Origin of the sequence: Rhizobium sp. PDO1-076, from assembly GCF_000247475.1 — a bacterium.
In the GTDB taxonomy this organism is placed as follows: Bacteria; Pseudomonadota; Alphaproteobacteria; order Rhizobiales; family Rhizobiaceae; genus Allorhizobium.
Window position 1 is genome coordinate 67,262 of record NZ_AHZC01000386.1, and the last position, 18,497, is coordinate 85,758.

Genomic DNA, 18,497 nt, shown 5'->3' on the forward strand with positions numbered 1-18,497 from the left:
GGAAAGATTGCTGAATGACCGACTTGCCGATCACGGAAAATGATGGACCGGCCGAATATGGTGCCGACTCGATCAAGGTGCTCAAGGGACTGGATGCAGTTCGCAAGCGGCCGGGCATGTATATCGGTGATACGGACGATGGTTCAGGTCTTCACCACATGGTCTACGAAGTCGTCGACAACGCGATCGATGAAGCCTTGGCCGGACATGCCGACATCGTCACGGTGACGTTGAACGCAGACGGCTCGGTCACAGTGACCGATAACGGTCGCGGCATTCCGACGGACATTCACACGGGCGAGGGCGTATCTGCTGCAGAGGTCATCATGACCCAGCTGCATGCGGGCGGCAAATTCGACCAGAATTCCTACAAGGTTTCGGGTGGTCTTCACGGTGTGGGCGTTTCCGTGGTGAACGCGCTGTCGGTCAAGTTGAACCTCAAGATCCGTCGGGTCGGCAAGGTTCACGAGATCAGCTTTACTCATGGCGTGGCCGACGCGCCGCTGCGCGTCATCGGCGACTACGAAGGCCGATCCGGCACGGAAGTCACCTTCCTGCCCAGCCCGGAAACCTTCACAAACATCGAGTTCGACTACAACACGCTGGAACATCGCCTGCGCGAGCTGGCCTTCCTCAATTCCGGCGTCCGCATTCTGCTGACCGACAAGCGTCGGTCGGATATTCGCCAGGAAGAAATGGTCTATGACGGCGGTCTTGAAGCCTTCGTTGTCTATCTCGACCGTGCGAAGAAGCCGCTGGTTCAGAAGCCGGTGGCCATCCGCGGGGAAAAGGACGGCATCACGGTTGAAGTGGCCATGTGGTGGAACGACAGCTACCACGAGAACGTGCTTTGCTTCACCAACAACATTCCCCAGCGCGACGGCGGCACCCACATGGCGGGTTTCCGTGCAGCGCTGACCCGTCAGGTCACGTCCTACGGTGAAAGCTCAGGCATCACCAAGCGCGAAAAAGTCACGCTCCAGGGCGAAGACTGCCGCGAAGGGCTGACCGCCGTTCTGTCGGTCAAGGTGCCGGATCCGAAATTCTCCTCGCAGACTAAGGACAAGCTTGTTTCGTCCGAAGTTCGCCCGGTGGTCGAAAGCCTGGTGAACGAGGCGCTCAGCACATGGTTCGAGGAACATCCGAGCGAAGCCAAGATTCTCGTCGGCAAGGTTGTCGAAGCGGCCGCCGCGCGCGAAGCCGCCCGTAAGGCGCGCGAACTGACGCGTCGCAAGGGCGCCCTCGACATCGCCTCGTTGCCCGGCAAACTCGCCGATTGCTCCGAGCGCGATCCCGCCAAGTCCGAACTCTTCCTCGTCGAGGGTGACTCGGCAGGTGGCTCGGCAAAGCAGGGCCGATCCCGCGAAAGTCAGGCCATCCTGCCGTTGCGCGGCAAGATCCTCAACGTGGAACGCGCACGGTTCGACAAGATGCTGTCGAGCCAGGAAATCGGTACGCTGATCACGGCGCTTGGCACGTCGATCGGCAAGGACGAATTCAACGCCGACAAGCTGCGTTATCACAAGATCATCATCATGACCGATGCTGACGTGGACGGTGCGCATATCAGAACTCTGCTGCTGACCTTCTTCTTCCGGCAGATGCCGGAACTGATCGAGCGCGGCCATCTCTACATTGCCCAGCCGCCGCTCTATAAAGTGTCGCGCGGCAAGTCGGTCCAGTATCTCAAGGACGAAAAGGCACTCGAAGAGTACCTGATCACCATGGGCATCGAGGAAGCGACCCTGACGCTTGCCAATGGAGAAGTTCGCGCCGGTCAGGATCTGCGCGACCTGATCCAGGATGCGCTTCGTCTGCGTTCGCTCGTCGAAGGTCTGCATTCGCGCTACAATCGCAATGTCATCGAGCAGGCAGCGATTGCTGGCGCACTCAACCCCGAGCTGACCGACAATCGCGCCCGCGCCGAGGCGACCGCTGCCGAAGTCGCGCGCCGCCTCGACATGATTGCCGAAGAAACCGAGCGCGGTTGGCAAGGTTTTGTCACCGACGAGGGTGGCCTGCGGTTTGAGCGCATGGTGCGGGGCGTGAAGGAAACGGCAGCCGTCGATGTGGCGCTGATCGGTTCGTCCGATGCCCGCCATATCGATCAGCTGACGCCGCGTCTGCATGACATCTATTCCGAGCCGCCGGTTCTGGCACGCAAGGATGGAAAGACCGACATGTCTGGGCCGCGCGCCTTGCTCGACCACATTTTTGCAGCCGGCCGCAAGGGTCTTTCCATGCAGCGCTACAAGGGTCTCGGCGAAATGAATGCCGAGCAGTTGTGGGAAACGACGCTTGATCCGAACGTCCGTTCGCTGCTCCAGGTCCGTGTCAACGATGCGACCGATGCCGATAGCCTGTTCGCACGGTTGATGGGCGACGAAGTTGAACCGCGGCGCGACTTCATCCAGGAAAACGCACTGAGCGTTGCCAATCTCGACATCTGATCGGATCTGCAATCACAAAACAAAGGGCCGCATTCCGAGGAATGTGGCCCTTTGTCTTGCCCACTGTTTTCACGTGAATCATGGTTAATGCGATTCACGTGAAACGCTTGATATTGGTGCAGCCTCAGAAGCTGCCTTCGAATGCCACATCGCTCAGAGGCTTGCGGTCGTTGGGCATCTCCCTGGCGCGCAGGCCCTCCGGCAGGACCGATTTGTCACCGGGCTTTCCGATTGCAATGGCGGCCTCGACATGGAAACCTTCCGGGGCGCCGAGGTCGGCCGCTGCCTTGTCGAAATCGATGCCGGTCATGCCGTGGGCGAAATAACCGGCCTTGACGGCCTGAAGCGCAAGCAGACCCCACGCAGCACCGGCATCGAAGCTGTGGCTGCGGAAAGGCTTTGGCGCCGATCCGTCCGCCGGGCGGCTCAGCGTATCCGAAAATACGATGATCAGCGCGGAAGCAGTCTTGGCCCAACCCTGGTTGAACTCATTCAGAATGCCGAGCAGCTTGTCGAATTCGGCAGTGCCCTTCAGGCCATAGACAAAACGCCATGGCTGATAATTGAACGCGGACGGTGCCCAATGGGCGGCATCGAGAATGGTCAGCAAATCTGCCTTCGGCATGACGCTGTCGTCGAAAGCGCGTGGAGACCAACGGTCGAGAAATACCGAATCAACATTGTGCTCGGACTGACGGCTATTGCTGGTGGTCATAGGGTTCCTTTGCAGTTTTGGCAGGCTTGCCGGCACAAGATGGCGCAGTTGCCGAATCCGTGCCAGCACTTCCTTCGCGGTTGCACAAATCTCCAGGCGGACGTGGATAACGGTTAACCAGCGGATGTAATGGGAACCTTAAGCCTTTTCATTCAGCTTGTGTTGGAACGGAAATGCGTGTGCCGATGTTCTCCTTGGATGCCGTGCATCAAAAGGCTTTTGCACTGCAAAAACTCTGTTAGTGTAGCATATCGAAATGGGCTTATATGCCCAACACGACCGGAAGGTGAGCCAAGCGATGTTTTATCAGCTCTATGAACTCAACCATGCTGTCATGGCGCCGTTTCGCGCGACAGCGGATGCGATGAACCTGGCCTGGAAAAACCCTCTCAACCCTTGGTCCCACACTGTCGTCGGCCGAAGCTTCTCTGCGGGCTTCGAAGTGTTTGAGCGCGTCACGCGCCGTTACGGAAAGCCTGCCTTTGATTTGCCAACGACCCCGATCAATGGTGAGGCCGTCACCGTCGAGGAGGAGGTGGTCTGGCGCAAGCCGTTCTGCAACCTCATCCACTTCAAGCGCCATCTCCCGGCTGGCACCGACAAGGGCCCCCGTATCCTCATCGTCGCACCGATGTCCGGTCACTACGCCACGCTACTGCGCGGTACGGTGGAGGCGTTGCTGCCGAGCGCCGACGTCTACATAACCGACTGGATCGATGCCCGCATGGTACCGGTGACGGACGGTGACTTCGACCTCGACGACTATATCGATTACGTGATCGAGATGCTCCACCATCTCGGCCCGGACACGAACGTGGTCGCCGTCTGTCAGCCCTCTGTTCCGGTCCTGGCTGCGGTCGCCGTCATGGAAGCCGACGGCGATACCTGCGCGCCGGCCTCGATGACGCTGATGGGTGGCCCGATCGACACCCGCATCAATCCGACAGCCGTCAACCAGCTTGCCCAGAACAAGCCCATCGAATGGTTCCGCGACAATGTCATCATGCAGGTTCCGTGGCCACAGCCGGGCGTCATGCGGTCCGTCTATCCCGGTTTCCTGCAGCTCTCGGGTTTCATGTCGATGAATCTCGATCGCCATATGATCGCGCACAAGGAATTCTACGGCCATCTGGTCAAGAACGACGGCGACTCCGCGGAGAAGCATCGCGACTTTTACGACGAATATCTGGCCGTGATGGATCTTACTGCGGAGTTTTATCTCCAGACGGTCGATACGGTCTTCATCAAGCATTCCCTGCCGAAGGGCGAGATGCTGCATCGTGGCAAGCCGGTCGACGCCAAGGCGATCCGCAATGTCGCACTGCTGACGGTCGAAGGTGAGAACGACGATATTTCCGGCGTCGGCCAGACCCAGGCTGCACAGACGATCTGCAGCAGCATCCCGGACGAGATGCGCATGCACTACATGCAGCCGGATGTCGGTCACTACGGCGTATTCAACGGTTCGCGTTTCCGCAGGGAAATCGCGCCCCGTATCATCGCCTTCGCCACCAAACACAGCAAGGGTGTAAAGGCGACGCCAGTAAAGCGCGTCATCAAGGGCGGCAAGGCGGGCTGACGTCCGAGCCAATAGCTCCGATTTAAATTAGCGGATTCAGATGGTTGTCCATTTGGGTCCGCATTTCTCTTGAACGCGCGGCTGCCATTTCCCACATCGATTCCATCGGTCGGCATCCTGCCCCCGATGAAACGAGGGTAATCGATGATGAACCAGTCAGCATTGCTTCGACCGGATTGGACTCCGGCGACCGTCGTCCTGATGGTACTTGGATTCATGGTGTTCTGGCCGCTTGGCCTTGCCATGCTTGCCTACATTCTGTTTGGCGACAAGTTCCAGACTTTCAAGCGTGAAGCCAACCGCAAGGCGGACGACGCGTTTGCCTGGTGTCGCTCGAGCCGCTATCAGGGCTCGACGTCGGCCACCGGCAATGTCGCCTTCGACGATTGGCGCAAGGCAGAGCTCGATCGGCTTGATGAAGAGCGTCGTAGGCTCGATGAAATGCGCGCGGAATTCGACGCCTATGGGCGTGAACTGCGTCGCGCCAAGGACCAGGAAGAATTCGATCGATTCATGCGCGATCGCCAACAGGTGAAATCTGCCGATCAGGGGATTGCGCCGATGGGCAATTCCGGCAACTGACGGCGTGCATGCGCGACCAAACGAGGCCGGCATCCTTGATGCCGGCCTTTTTATGCGTCATTTTCCTGAACGAATCCGATAAAAGGCATCAATGTTCTCCCTGTTCAAAAAGCCCGCCGCCACACGCACGTCCAGTATAGCGCTGGACAGGACGCTGGCTGTCGATGGCCGTGAACTGCCTCTGACGATCCGCAGGAACATCCGGGCAACACGCATCACGCTGCGCATCGAGCCCGGCGGCCGTGCATTGAAGATGACCATTCCTCATGGTCTCAAGGAGCGCGACATCGACGACTTCCTCGATCGCCATCAGGGCTGGCTCCGGACCCGGCTTGCGCGGCAGTCGGTTGGCGGTGCGATTGAGGATGGTGGCGAGATCACGCTGCGCGGCATCAAGCACCGCATTGTCCACTCCGGACAGATGCGCGGACTGACCCAGTCGATCGACAGCGAAATCGGCCATATCCTCAGCGTCAGTGGTCTCGAGGATCATCTGCCCCGCCGTATCTGCGATTTTCTGAAGAAGGAAGCGCGTCGGGACCTGGAGCGTTTGGCCGAGCAACACGCCCGGTCGGTCGGCAAACCGATCAGGAGCCTCAGCTTGAAGGATACGCGCAGCCGATGGGGATCCTGTTCCTGGGATGGCAAGCTGAGTTTCTCCTGGCGGATCGTCATGGCGCCACCGCCGGTGATCGATTATCTCGCCGCCCATGAGGTCGCCCATCTGTGTGAAATGAACCACGGTCCGGCATTCTGGTCGCTTTGCAGGGAACTCTGCCCACACATGGATGAATCCAAGGCATGGTTGAAGCGCCATGGCTCTGCGCTTCATGCGATCGACTTCGGCTGATCGGCCTCTGACCGTTCAGCATAGGTCGCAATTTGGCTCGACTCTTTTGTGATTTCGTGCGACTTCGCTGCCATGAGACCCGATATCAAGATCTGCGGATTGAAGACGCCGGAGGCTGTCGATCGCGCTGTTGAGCGCGGGGCGACCCATATCGGCTTCATATTTTTTGCCAAGAGCCCGCGCAACATCGAGCCGGACATTGCAGGCACCCTTGCGGACCGCGTCCGCGGCCGTGCCAAGATCGTTGCTGTTACGGTCGATGCCGATGCTGACGACCTCGATGAGATCATCGCGCTGCTGCGTCCCGATATCCTGCAATTTCATGGACATGAAAGCCCGGAGCGGCTTTTGACGGTCAAGGCGATGACCGGTTTGCCGATCATGAAGGCATTTTCGATCCGTGAGCCAGATGATCTCAAGCGCATCGAACCCTATATAGGTATTGCCGACCGTTTTCTCTTCGATGCGAAGCCGCCGGTCGGCTCGGATCTGCCCGGCGGAAACGGCGTCACATTTGATTGGCGACTGTTGCGCTCGCTTGACGAAAGTGTGAATTACATGCTTTCCGGTGGGCTCAATAAGGACAACATAGCGGACGCCCTGCGCGAAACGGGCGCTCGTGGGATTGATGTTTCCTCTGGCGTCGAAAGCGCGCCCGGGGTCAAGGATCTGCAGATGATGGACGAGTTTTTTGCGGCGGTCGCTGAGGCTTCGCGCCGCGTACCGGTATCAGGGAGTGTCAAGTGAACGAAACACCCAAACCCAATTCCTTCCGGGAAGGTCCGGACGAGGACGGCCGCTTCGGCATCTTCGGTGGCCGCTTCGTTGCCGAAACGCTGATGCCACTGATCCTCGACCTTCAGGCCGAGTGGGAAAAGGCAAAGACCGATCCGGAATTCCAGGCGGAACTGGCGCATCTGAATACCCATTATACTGGCCGGCCGAGCCCGCTTTATTTCGCCGAGCGCCTGACGGAAGAACTGGGCGGCGCAAAGATCTATTTCAAGCGCGACGAGCTGAACCACACCGGTTCGCACAAGATCAACAATTGCCTCGGTCAGATCCTGCTTGCCAAGCGCATGGGCAAGACCCGCATCATCGCCGAGACCGGTGCCGGCCAGCATGGCGTGGCGTCGGCAACGGTCGCGGCCCGCTTCGGCATTCCCTGCGTCGTCTACATGGGCGCGACCGATGTCGAGCGTCAGGCACCGAACGTTTTCCGCATGAAGCTGCTCGGCGCCGAAGTGAAGCCGGTAACGGCCGGACACGGAACGCTGAAGGACGCCATGAACGAGGCGCTGCGTGACTGGGTCACCAATGTCGATGACACCTACTACATGATCGGTACGGCAGCCGGCCCGCATCCCTATCCGGAAATGGTCCGCGACTTCCAGTCGGTCATCGGCCGTGAGACCCGCGAGCAAATGATGGCCGCCGAAGGCCGTCTTCCCGACATGCTGATTGCCGCTGTCGGTGGCGGTTCGAACGCGATCGGTCTTTTCCATCCGTTCCTGGATGACGACAGTGTCCGCATTGTTGGTGTCGAAGCAGGTGGCAAGGGACTTGAGGGCGAAGAACATTGCGCCTCTCTGACCGCCGGTTCGCCCGGCGTCCTGCATGGCAACCGCACCTACTTGCTGCAGGACGGCGATGGCCAGATCAAGGAAGGTCACTCGATCTCCGCCGGTCTCGACTATCCGGGCATCGGCCCAGAGCATTCCTGGCTGAAGGACATGGGCCGCGTTGAATACGTGCCGATCAAGGACGACGAGGCGCTTGCCGCCTTCCAGATGCTGACTCGCACCGAAGGCATCATTCCGGCGCTCGAGCCAAGCCACGCGCTCGCCGAAGTCATCAAGCGCGCGCCGACGATGGACAAGGACCAGATCATTGTCATGAATCTCTGCGGTCGCGGCGACAAGGACATCTTCACCGTCGGCAAGATTCTCGGAATGGGGCTCTGATCATGACTGCACGTATGGATAAACGCTTCGCCGATCTGAAGGCCGAAGGCCGCCCCGCCCTGGTGACCTATTTCATGGCTGGCGATCCGGACTACGCAACATCGCTGGCGATCATGAAGGCGCTGCCGGAAGCTGGTGCCGACGTGATCGAACTTGGCATGCCTTTCTCCGATCCGATGGCCGATGGTCCTGCGATCCAGATGGCGGGACAGCGCGCCCTGAAGTCAGGCCAGACCCTGTTGAAGACGCTCGAACTCGCGCGCGAATTCCGCAAGACCGATCAGTCTACGCCGATCGTGCTGATGGGCTACTACAATCCGATCTATGTCTTCGGCGTCGAGCATTTCCTTGATGTTGCGATCGAAGTCGGCATCGATGGCCTGATCGTTGTCGATCTGCCGCCGGAAATGGATGACGAGCTTTGCATTCCCGCCCGCCGCCGCGACATCAATTTTATCCGTCTGGCCACGCCGACAACGGACGACAAGCGCTTGCCGACCGTGCTGCAGAACACGTCCGGCTTTGTCTATTACGTGTCGATGAACGGCATCACAGGGTCGTCGATGCTTGATCCTTCGCGCGTTTCCGGTGCCGTCCAGCGCATCAAGGCCCACACGGATCTGCCGATCTGCGTCGGCTTCGGCGTCAAGACCGCCGAGCATGCCCGCCTGATTGGTGCCAATGCAGACGGCGTTGTCGTCGGCACGGCCATCGTCAATCAGGTCGCCAACAATCTGACAGCTGACGGGAAAGCCACGGCGGATACGGTTCAGGCCGTCGTCACCCTGGTTCGCGGCCTTGCAAGCGGTGTGCGCAGTGCACGCCTTGCTGCTGCCGAATAATTTTCCGATAGAGGCTGTAAACGTCAGGAGTATACCGCGTGAACTGGATCACCAATTACGTGCGCCCGCGCATCAATTCCATGCTGGGTCGCCGGGAAGTGCCGGAAAACCTCTGGATCAAGTGCCCTGAAACGGGCGAAATGGTCTTCCACAAGGACCTCGAAGAGAACAAGTGGGTCATTCCAGCATCCGGCTATCATATGAAGATGCCAGCCAAGGCGCGCCTGATCGACTTGTTCGACAACGGCCAGTATGAAGCCTTGCAGCAGCCGAAGGTGGCGCAGGACCCGTTGAAGTTCCGCGACTCGAAGAAATACACCGACCGCCTGAAGGACAGCCGTCTGAAGACCGAACAGGAAGACACCATCCTCGCCGGCGTCGGCACCGTGCAGGGGCTCAAACTTGTAGCGGTAGTTCACGAGTTCAACTTTATGGGCGGTTCGCTCGGCATTGCCGCCGGCGAGGCGATCGTGAAGGCTTTCGAGCGCGCGCTGAAGGAAAAGTGCCCCTTGGTGATGTTCCCCGCATCGGGCGGCGCACGCATGCAGGAAGGCATCCTGTCTCTGATGCAGTTGCCGCGCACGACGGTTGCGGTCGACATGCTGAAGGAAGCGGGCCTTCCTTACATCGTGGTTCTGACCAACCCAACCACGGGCGGCGTGACGGCGTCCTACGCAATGCTGGGCGATCTGCACATTGCCGAGCCGGGCGCTGAAATCTGCTTCGCTGGCAAACGCGTCATCGAGCAGACCATCCGCGAAAAGCTGCCGGAAGGTTTCCAGACATCGGAATACCTTCTGGAGCATGGCATGGTTGACATGGTGGTCAAGCGCCACGAGATTCCCGATCTTCTGGCCCGCGTTTTGAAGATCATGACCAAGCGCCCGGCCAACGATGTGGTTTCGAACGGCGCCATAGCACTCCCGACAAAGGCATCGGCCTGACACTTCGTATTTGGCCGATGGCAGTGGAACGACCGTGATGACAGTGCCTACCTTGAGTCTGGCCGATGCCGAGATCGAAAAGCTCATGGGGCTGCACCCCAAGGGCTACGATCTCTCCCTCGACCGCATTCGCCGCCTGCTCGATCTTTTGGGCAATCCCGAAAGGCGTCTGCCGCCGGTCATTCATGTCGCCGGCACCAACGGCAAGGGCTCGGCCACGGCCTTTTGCCGGGCACTGCTCGAAGCCCAGGGGCTTTCGGTCCATGTCCATACCTCGCCGCACCTTGTCCGCTGGCATGAACGCTACCGCATCGGCGTGAAGGGCGGCCCGGGCCAGATCGTTGATGACGCGCTCTTTGCCGATGCGCTGCGCCGGGTTGCCGACGCCAATGACGGCCAGTCGATTACCGTCTTCGAAATCCTGACGGCAGTGACGTTCCTGTTGTTTTCCGAGCAACCGGCCGACGTTGCCGTCATCGAAGTTGGCCTCGGTGGTCGGTTCGATGCCACCAATGTCGTTGAAAAACCCGCGGTCTCGATCATCCAGCCGATTTCCCTCGATCACCAGGCCTATCTCGGCGATCGGGTCGAGTTGATTGCCGCTGAGAAGGCCGGGATCATGAAACGTGGCGTTCCGGTGGTCATTGGCCATCAGGAATTCGAGGGTGCCCGTGACGTGTTGATCGGCACTGCCGAACGGCTGGGCTGTCCGCTGTCCGTCTTCAGCCAGGATTTCCTCGCCTATGAGGAATTCGGCCGATTGGTCTATCAGGACGAGTTTTGCCTGATGGACCTGCCGCTTCCGCGCCTTCCCGGGCGCCATCAAATCGGCAATGCCGCAACGGCTATCCGCGCAGTCAAGGCGGCTGGCTTTGCGGTCAACGAGATGGTTGCCGAGAAGGCCATGCTGTCGGTCGAATGGCCCGGTCGTCTGCAACGACTGACCGAAGGGCATCTGGTCGATCGTGCACCGGCGGGTGCCGAGATCTGGCTCGATGGCGGCCATAATCCGGGTGCTGGCGAAGTGATTGCCGAAGCCATGGCGGCGATGGACGAGCGCAAGGCGCGCCCGCTGCATCTGGTTGTCGGCATGATCAACACAAAGGATCCGATCGGCTACTTCCGCGCATTCACCGGTATTGCCCATGCGGTGTACACCGTACCAATCGAAGGCTCCGACGTCGGTCTCGATCCCGTCGCGCTGGCGCAATCGGCAGCGGATGCCGGATTGACCGCTTTGCCGATGGGGTCGCTGGGCGAGGCGCTGAATGCGATTGCAGAACGAACAGCGGGCGGACCGCCGCCGCGTATCATGATCGGTGGATCGCTCTATCTTGCCGGCAATGTTCTGGCCCAGAACGGCACCATTCCGACATGAAAAAAGCCCGGAAATTCCGGGCTTTTGAATTCTCCAAGCGTTCGCAGGGCCTCAGGCGGCGCTGGAGATCCAGCTCGACAGGGCAGTCTTGGGCGCAGCGCCGACCTTGATGTCGGCCACTTCGCCACCCTTGAAGACAGCAAGAGTCGGGATCGAGCGAACGCCGAACTGGGCAGCCAGTTCCGGGTTTTCGTCGATATTAAGCTTGACGATCTTCACCTTGCCGGCAAGCTCGTTGGAGATTTCCTCCAGGCTCGGCGCGATCATCTTGCACGGGCCGCACCATTCGGCCCAGAAATCAACCACGACCGGCTCGACGGCGTTGAGAACTTCGGCCTGGAAATTGGACTTGTCGACTTTTACAGTAGCCATCGGGCTCTCCTTATAGATATCGAATTGACTAGATATGTGATGCCGCGTCGCGGTAATTTCAATATGCGGTATCTCATGATGTTTCGAGGTCGGCAAGAGAGGCGCGCATCACGTCTTCCGGAAGGTCCAGCACTGTCCCCGTTTCCGTGTAGATCAGCAGGCATTCGATCGGCTTCGTCGGATAAAGCGGCTTGAGGATCTCCCGGTAAATCGCCAGCTGTGCCCGATGGGAAAGAGGTACATCCCGCACATGATGAGGCGGGTTGCGATTGGTCTTGTAGTCGACAAGCAGAACCCGGTCGTCCAGCACGGCCATCCGGTCGATGCGGCCGGAGACCGCGCGAGGTTCGCCTTTTAGCATGAGCGTGCCCATCACAGACACTTCCGGCTGGCTCGCACTCGAAAACAGAGGCGCAAGGCCAGGTGCGTCCAGCACGGACATCACCGTATCAACGAGGCTTTCCCGTTCCGGTCGGGGCCAAAAACGAGCGGCACGGTCGGCATAGCGCTGCGCGGCCTGCAATCGCTCAGAGGCTGGAATGGCGGGGAGTGTCTGCAGCATGCGGTGAACCAGCCGGCCGCGCTGCAGCGAAAGGTCGGCCTTCTTTTCTTCGGTGAACAGCGCCGAGGCGGTCAGAATCTCGTCGGTATCGTCGAGAACGATGCTGCCGACGCCTGATGGGCTGAGCGGTCGCGGAAGACTGACAGGCGGAGGCAGTGGCCGCGACAGCGCCACTGGCAAATGCAGGTCGACATCGTCTACGGCCGCCTCGTCCGAAAGCGGAAAGACCTTCTGCGAAAGCGGCAGGCGCCATTTGAGACCTGACCATTGCCCGTCTGCGCCTTTGAACTCTGCGGGGCTGCAATGGATTTCGTCACCGGCAAGCGCATCGGCAATCATTCTGTGCCAGATATCGCCGGGATCCTGAACGCCGCGATAACCACAGATGATCAGCCGGTCAGCCGCTCGCGTCATGGCCACATACAGCAGTCGCCGATATTCCTCCTCTGTCTGGCTTCTGCGCAACCGGCTGTCTGCCTCGGTGAGCGAGTTGCCGAGCGCCTTGGTCGGCACCCAGATCGGAACAGCCGGTTGCTCCGTGTGTGTTTCAAGCAGACGGAGCTTGGCCAGGTGGTTCGAGTTGAAGGCCTTGGATCCGCCATCGACCAGAAACACCACCGGCGCCTCAAGCCCTTTCGACGCATGCACGGTCATGATCCTGACTTCGTTGCGTTCCTTGTCTTGCTCGCGCTTGACCTCCGGCGCTTCCATTTCCAGCGTTGAGATGAAGGATTGCAGGCCGGGCAGCCCGGCGGTTTCGAAGGACAAAGCGAAGGTCAGGAACTCGTCGAGAATGTCGCTGACTTCGGTGCCGAGCCGCCCGAGATAGACCCGTCTCCCACCATGCATGCCCAAGACCCGGGCATAGAAGTCGTGCACCGAGTGAGTGCGCGAAAGCTCCAGGAAAACCTGCAGTTTCCTCAAGCTTGCAGCCCAGGGCGATCCGTCCTGCGTTGCAAGATCCTGCAGGCGTGCCCAGAGGCTCTGCTTTTCCGGCCGTTCGGCGGCAAGGTCGAGAAGTTGCTCTTCGCCATGATTGAACAGCGGGCTTTTCAAGATTGCAGCGAGCGACAGATCGTCAGCCGGCAGAAGCAGGAAGCGGCCCAGTGCCAGCATGTCCTGCACGGCAATATGGCTGGTCAGCTTCAATCGGTCGGCACCAGCGACCGGAATGCTGTAGGGACGTTTCAGTGACCGGGTCAATGCATTGACGAAACTGTCGCGCTTGCGCACAAGGACGAGGATATCGCCCGGCTGGATCAGCCGCTCGCCACCTTTCTCGATGATCGTCTGTTTGCCCACCAGTTCGCTGATCGCATGGGCAATCCGTCGCGCCAGAATGGCCGAGGGCGCGCTTTCCGGGGTGGCATCGAAGGGCGCGGTCCAGTCCTCGTTTTTGTCGAGCTTTTCCGCTGCGACCATGTCCCAGAGATCGACTTCGCCCGGGTGGCCGCTACGGCTCGACATATGCACGACGGCATCGCCGCCAGCACTCAGGCCACGCAGGTTCTCGCCGACGGAAAATACCTGGTCGACCGCGGACAAGATCGCCGAGGTCGAGCGGAACGAAAGAGGCAGGCGGATTGTATTGAACGTCTGGCCACCATTGTCGACGGCCTGCTGCGTCTGTTTTGCCTCGACGGAAAACTGTTCCGGACGGGCGCCCTGGAACGAATAGATCGACTGCTTTTCGTCACCCACGGCAAAGAAGGTACGCACGCCCGGACGGGCGCTGGCACCTGAAAAGAAATCCTCGCGCAGCGACCGGATGACCGACCATTGAACCGGGCTCGTGTCCTGTGCCTCGTCGACGAGGATATGATCGATGCCCTGGTCGAGCTTGTAGTGCACCCAGGCGCCGACATCGGAACGCACCAGAAGTTCTGCGCTGCGGGCGATCAGATCCTCAAAGTCGAGCTGAGACCGGCGTTTCTTCAGCTCTTCATAGTCTTCGTCCAACCGCACCGCGAGCGTCAGCGCTGCCTTTGTCGCCTCGTACATGCGGAAGATCCGCAGCCGGTCCCGGCTGGACACCACATGCTCGCGGGCAGCAATGACCGCGTCCCGCAACTCAGGCGCCAGCTTGGTCATCGCGGCAGCGATCAGCGAGCTGTCGGCCTTGGGGGCTTCCGCCTGTGTCAGGAAGGCACCATCGAGCAGCTTTGCCCGCTCCAAGGGATCGCGTTCGACAAGCACACGCTCCAGCGTTTCGGCAACCGAGCGAACCTTCTCACCGCCCTTTTCCAGCGCCAGGCGAATATAGTGGGCAAACACCGGGCCAGACAGCCCTGCAAGCGGCCAATAGGCCTCCGCCCGCGATGCTTCAGTTTCATCGGGACTTATCCCGAAGCGCAGGCGCAATGCCGCGTCAATGCTGCCATGGCGGGCGGATTCGCGACGGAACTGCCGGATGGCATGACGATTGGCGACGATATCGCTGATCAGCGTTTCCAGCCCACTTTCATCCGCTATGCTGAGCACCTGGGAGAAGGCTTCCGCCAGGTCCGCATTGTTTTCGGTCGATGTCGCTGTCAGCAGCGAGCGTCGGGCCTCGGCGAGAACCGCAATGGCGGCCCGGTCATCGAGAACGCTGAAATGGCCAGCGACATTGGCCTCCAGCGGAAACTGGTGCAGCAACGCTTCGCAGAAGGCGTGGATTGTCTGGATTTTCAACCCGCCCGGCGTCTCGAGCGCCTTGGCAAAGAGCTGGCGTGCGGTCGCAAGCGTCGTGCGGTCCGGTACGCGCTGCTCGATGGCCGTCACGCGTTTGGTCAGTTCGGCGTCATCAAGTATTGCCCATTCGGCCAGCCGGTCGAAGACACGGTTGGACATTTCCGAAGCTGCCGCCTTTGTATAGGTCAGGCAAAGGATGGAGGAGGGGCGGGCACCGGCCAGCAGAAGGCGAATGACGCGCTGGGTCAGCACATGTGTCTTGCCTGAGCCGGCATTGGCCGACACCCAGGCGGACTGGCCGGGATGAGAGGCGCGCGACTGCTCAACCGTCGTCCAGTCGATCCACGCACTAGGATCATCGCTGGTGGGCAGGTTTGAGGGCAGGGAAGGGCCGTCACTCATCGGAACTCACCTCCTCGCTATCGGCGGTCGACCATTCGGCAACACGCGCCAGATGATCATATTCGCCACCGTATTTGGTCTGCTCGGCCGGGATCAGCCGCGAGACAAAGCCACGTTCGCCCGATTGTAGCGCCTGGATGAATTTGCCCAGTTCATCGACCGCCTGGACCGCAAGTTCGGCTGCCGATTTGCGATTGTCACCCCGGCCGGACAACTCGTTATTGACCTGGTCTGCACCGAACCGGTCTCCTGGTCTCAGTCGTACATAGATCAGGTTTTCTGGCTTCAGTTGTCCGGCGGGACCAAAAGCCCCCTCCATCAATGCTGCGGCCTCAAGCGCCAGCTGCGGATCGAGCAGGCTTCGCGCCTGGGCAGCGCTCGGATTGAGGCCGGTCTTGTAGTCGATGATATCGGCATGGCCGCCGCCCTTGATGTCGATCCGGTCGGCGATCCCCCGGATGGTGATGTCGATCGGTTTCAAGACGACATTGCCGCGCACCTCGGTCAGCGTCTTGCGAATCTCCGGTCGGCGCTCTCTTTCCCATCTGAGAAAGGACTGCGCCACACCATAGAACCGCTGCCGCCAGACGATGTCGATATGCAGGGGCAGGCCCTCCTTGAGGAATTCCTCGTCGGTGATCCGATAAAGAATATCAAGGGCATCCTTGCGTGCCGGATCGTGTGCCTCTCTGATGAAGCGATCGACAATGCCATGATAGAGTGTCCCGCGTTCTGCTGCACCGGGATCCTCGTTGAACGGATCGACGGCATCAAGTCGCAGAATGCGTTTGGCATAGATCGCGTAGGGATCCCGTCGGAAGCGACCGACCTCGCTGAAGGTAAAGGAACGCGGTTGCAGCTCTGCCTTCGGTCTGGGTGCCGGTCTCTGTGCCGGCGCCTGGTTGTCGCCATCGTCCAGCAGTTCGACATAGCGGCGATAGAGATCGCCGCGCTGTTTGAGATCCTTCTCAAAGGCAGATCCACCCAGCGCCAGAAGCCGCTGCAGCCAGCGCGAGGCGACCGTCGGTGCCGATCCCTGGCGTAATGAACGCGAAAAGATCAGATGCCGGGTGCCGCAGGCCATCTCGAAATCATGCGCGACCTGACCGATCTGCCGTTCGGGCGGCTCAAGTCCCACCTCCGCTTTCATCACGCGTGACAGGAAGGGATTGTTGGTGGTCTGTCCCGGCCAGCTGCCTTCGTTCATTCCGCCGATCACCATCATGTCGACAGTCTGCAGCCGGGCTTCGAGCGTACCGAAAATGAAAACCCGGGGGTGGCGCATGGCCTTCGGCTTCACGGCCTGTCCGGCCATCAAAGCTGCGACGATGTCGATCCACTGCTGACCGTCGGCCTCGATCCGCCCTTCGGTCGCGATCACCTGTGTCAGAAGCTCGGCCAGCGTATCGCCGGCCTCCGCGCCCCAGATCCCGGCCAGATCGCCTCGTTCGTCCACGCAGATGGCCTCGATCACCCGGCCGGTGCGTTCCGCCCAGTCTCCCAGCGCCAGCCTGTTCGACAGCACGCGACCATCCACGGTGCGCACCAGAACACCCACCAATGGTTCCACCGCAGCCGTCACCCGTCGTGCTAGTTCCCGCGCCAGCGTGATGGCCTCGTCGGAGAGTGACTGACGCCATTGCGGTGCGTGTCGATCGCCGAGATGGGCCGCCAGACCTTGCTCGAACAGTGGCTCCATCTCCGCCAGATCCAGCGATTTGATACCACCGCGCAATGCGATCGTTTCAAGCGCGTCGGCAGCCGTGCGCGCGGTTTCCGCATCGAAACCGAATCGCGCCAGCGGGTGCTTGAGCAGGGAGACGATCGCTACCGGGTCGCCCGGCCGCAGGCAGGCCTCGACCAGAACCTGGGTGAGCATGGCCTGCTGGGTACCGGTCAGCGGCGTGCCGGCCGAATCGTCGGCCTGGATGCCGAAACGGGCGAGTTCTGCCATCACCCGGCGCGCCAATGCGCGATCCGGCGTGATCAGTGCGACGCGGCTCTCACTGTCGGCCCCGGGCTGTTCCAGGCCCAGCCGAAGCGCGATCGCGATGGCGGTTGCCTCTTCGCGCTCGTTGGCTGCTTCGATCAGCGCGACATCGCTAAATGCATCTCCGAAACGGTCCGTGGCAAATCGGTCGCGCCAGGCCTTCCAGCCATCAGTTGCCTCGGCGGGTGCCATGGCACGCGAGAGGATTTCCGCGCGATCACCCAATGCTGCATCGGCTGCCGCAAGGTGCTGCACTTCGTCTCGGCTTATGCCGATCTGGTTGAGCAGATGGGCGAGCCCGTATTGCGAATGACCGCGCACGGCCGGATTTGGCAGTGCGTCAAGAGCCGAACGATCGTCGAGCTTGGCCCAATGCGCGTCTGGCATGCTTGTGTCGAGCCCGGGCAGGACCACAACGCCCTGATCGAGTCCCGCGATCGCGGCGATCAGTTCTGCCGCTGCAGGAATGGAACCGGTCGAGCCGGCGACGATGATCGGTCCTTCAGATCCCTGGCGGCGGATGCGGTCCGCTTCCGCGCGCAGGACCGCATCCCGGTGACGGGCCGGCGAGGAGCGCATCAACTCTTCCAGACGCGCCGGCCAGAAAGCCGTGGCGATTTTCAGGAATTCCAGCGTCAGTTGCCACCAGGAGGCAAAGTTCTCCGCCTTCAGGTTGGACAGGTTTTTCCAGTCGCTGCCCTCTGTTTCTGCGGCTTCGATCAATTCGGTCAATGCGCGCGCCAGCCAGACCGCATCAGCTGGGCTTGCAGGCGCAACCAACGGCGTGTCGGCATGAATGGAACGCACGATCTCAGGTAGCTGGTTTCGCCAGGCGAGGATAAGCCGGGCGAGTTCGAGCAGCATCACCGTTCCGCTGACCGGAGGCGCCAGATCGAGAGCCGAAGGCGCATCAGCGTCGAAGAAACCGCTGTCGTCCTCGGTCTCACCCAGGGTCCTGATCTGCGGCAGGATCGCCGAACGGCCACCGAGCAGATCGACGAATTCCGACCGCAGAACACGGGCTGCGCGCCGGGTCGGAACTAGGATGGTCACCCTGGACAGAGACAGCGGATCTGCCGGATCATAGCGATAGCTTTCGACGAGATCGCCTTCGACCAGCGCGCGTGTCAGCATGCGCAGAAAAGGCAGGCCCGCTGGAACGGTGAAGACCCGTGGCGTGCGACCGCTTGCCAT

At 60.5% G+C, this 18,497-nt stretch carries 13 protein-coding genes; 9 read left to right on the forward strand and 4 right to left on the reverse strand.

Annotated features, from left to right (window positions below; genetic code table 11):
- The first annotated feature begins 14 nt into the window (after positions 1–14).
- Positions 15–2,450 (forward strand): DNA topoisomerase (ATP-hydrolyzing) subunit B, encoded by a 2,436-nt coding sequence (gyrB, locus tag PDO_RS18810; RefSeq protein WP_007605669.1) that lies wholly within the window; start codon positions 15–17, stop codon positions 2,448–2,450.
- A 124-nt stretch (positions 2,451–2,574) separates the two neighbouring features.
- Here the strand turns inward: gyrB and PDO_RS18815 are convergent, their stop codons facing one another.
- Positions 2,575–3,165 carry a nitroreductase family protein gene (locus PDO_RS18815; RefSeq protein ID WP_007605672.1) on the reverse strand — a complete coding sequence of 197 codons (591 nt, stop codon included), beginning with the start codon at positions 3,163–3,165 and terminating at the stop codon, positions 2,575–2,577.
- A 298-nt stretch (positions 3,166–3,463) separates the two neighbouring features.
- Here PDO_RS18815 and PDO_RS18820 point away from each other — a divergent pair, with 298 nt between their 5' ends.
- From PDO_RS18820 to PDO_RS18855, 8 genes are all read left to right on the forward strand, one after another.
- Positions 3,464–4,744 carry a polyhydroxyalkanoate depolymerase gene (locus tag PDO_RS18820; protein WP_007605674.1) on the forward strand — a complete coding sequence of 427 codons (1,281 nt, stop codon included), beginning with the start codon at positions 3,464–3,466 and terminating at the stop codon, positions 4,742–4,744.
- Between the two features lie 147 nt (positions 4,745–4,891).
- Positions 4,892–5,326 carry a DUF2852 domain-containing protein gene (locus PDO_RS18825; RefSeq protein WP_037074656.1) on the forward strand — a complete coding sequence of 145 codons (435 nt, stop codon included), beginning with the start codon at positions 4,892–4,894 and terminating at the stop codon, positions 5,324–5,326.
- Between the two features lie 91 nt (positions 5,327–5,417).
- Positions 5,418–6,176, forward strand: coding sequence for a M48 family metallopeptidase (locus tag PDO_RS18830; protein ID WP_007605677.1), 759 nt, complete (start codon positions 5,418–5,420; stop codon positions 6,174–6,176).
- A 72-nt stretch (positions 6,177–6,248) separates the two neighbouring features.
- The gene (locus tag PDO_RS18835; protein ID WP_007605679.1) at positions 6,249–6,923 is read left to right on the forward strand and encodes a phosphoribosylanthranilate isomerase; all 675 of its coding nucleotides are present in this window, start codon (positions 6,249–6,251) and stop codon (positions 6,921–6,923) included.
- Positions 6,920–8,140, forward strand: coding sequence for a tryptophan synthase subunit beta (gene trpB, locus PDO_RS18840; protein ID WP_007605680.1), 1,221 nt, complete (start codon positions 6,920–6,922; stop codon positions 8,138–8,140). Before PDO_RS18835 ends, trpB begins: the two co-directional genes overlap by 4 nt.
- A gap of 2 nt (positions 8,141–8,142) precedes the next feature.
- The gene (gene trpA / locus PDO_RS18845; protein ID WP_007605682.1) at positions 8,143–8,982 is read left to right on the forward strand and encodes a tryptophan synthase subunit alpha; all 840 of its coding nucleotides are present in this window, start codon (positions 8,143–8,145) and stop codon (positions 8,980–8,982) included.
- 38 nt (positions 8,983–9,020) lie between these two features.
- On the forward strand, positions 9,021–9,926 hold the full coding sequence (accD, locus tag PDO_RS18850) for an acetyl-CoA carboxylase, carboxyltransferase subunit beta (RefSeq protein WP_007605684.1): 906 nt from the start codon (positions 9,021–9,023) through the stop codon (positions 9,924–9,926).
- Positions 9,927–9,963: 37 nt separating this feature from the next.
- Positions 9,964–11,304, forward strand: a complete 1,341-nt coding sequence (locus PDO_RS18855) for a bifunctional folylpolyglutamate synthase/dihydrofolate synthase (RefSeq protein WP_007605686.1) — start codon at positions 9,964–9,966, stop codon at positions 11,302–11,304.
- Between the two features lie 51 nt (positions 11,305–11,355).
- Here PDO_RS18855 and trxA read toward each other — a convergent pair whose 3' ends face one another.
- The 3 genes from trxA to addB form a co-directional block, all read right to left on the reverse strand.
- Positions 11,356–11,676, reverse strand: a complete 321-nt coding sequence (gene trxA / locus PDO_RS18860; protein WP_007605688.1) for a thioredoxin — start codon at positions 11,674–11,676, stop codon at positions 11,356–11,358.
- 73 nt (positions 11,677–11,749) lie between these two features.
- Positions 11,750–15,313, reverse strand: coding sequence for a double-strand break repair helicase AddA (gene addA / locus PDO_RS18865; RefSeq protein ID WP_007605690.1), 3,564 nt, complete (start codon positions 15,311–15,313; stop codon positions 11,750–11,752).
- Complete coding sequence (gene addB, locus PDO_RS18870; RefSeq protein ID WP_007605699.1) at positions 15,306–18,497, reverse strand: double-strand break repair protein AddB; 3,192 nt, start codon at positions 18,495–18,497, stop codon at positions 15,306–15,308. Before addB ends, addA begins: the two co-directional genes overlap by 8 nt.

Bases quoted from the DNA above. Each gene is read 5' to 3' on its own strand.
- PDO_RS18855 (WP_007605686.1), top strand. From the start codon at position 9,964: ATGACAGTGCCTACCTTGAGTCTGGCCGATGCCGAGATCGAAAAGCTC.
- PDO_RS18825 (WP_037074656.1), top strand. From the start codon at position 4,892: ATGAACCAGTCAGCATTGCTTCGACCGGATTGGACTCCGGCGACCGTC.
- PDO_RS18815 (WP_007605672.1), bottom strand. From the start codon at position 3,165: ATGACCACCAGCAATAGCCGTCAGTCCGAGCACAATGTTGATTCGGTA.
- addB (WP_007605699.1), bottom strand. From the start codon at position 18,497: ATGGCAAGCGGTCGCACGCCACGGGTCTTCACCGTTCCAGCGGGCCTG.
- PDO_RS18820 (WP_007605674.1), top strand. From the start codon at position 3,464: ATGTTTTATCAGCTCTATGAACTCAACCATGCTGTCATGGCGCCGTTT.
- addA (WP_007605690.1), bottom strand. From the start codon at position 15,313: ATGAGTGACGGCCCTTCCCTGCCCTCAAACCTGCCCACCAGCGATGAT.
- PDO_RS18835 (WP_007605679.1), top strand. From the start codon at position 6,249: ATGAGACCCGATATCAAGATCTGCGGATTGAAGACGCCGGAGGCTGTC.
- trpA (WP_007605682.1), top strand. From the start codon at position 8,143: ATGACTGCACGTATGGATAAACGCTTCGCCGATCTGAAGGCCGAAGGC.
- gyrB (WP_007605669.1), top strand. From the start codon at position 15: ATGACCGACTTGCCGATCACGGAAAATGATGGACCGGCCGAATATGGT.
- trxA (WP_007605688.1), bottom strand. From the start codon at position 11,676: ATGGCTACTGTAAAAGTCGACAAGTCCAATTTCCAGGCCGAAGTTCTC.
- PDO_RS18830 (WP_007605677.1), top strand. From the start codon at position 5,418: ATGTTCTCCCTGTTCAAAAAGCCCGCCGCCACACGCACGTCCAGTATA.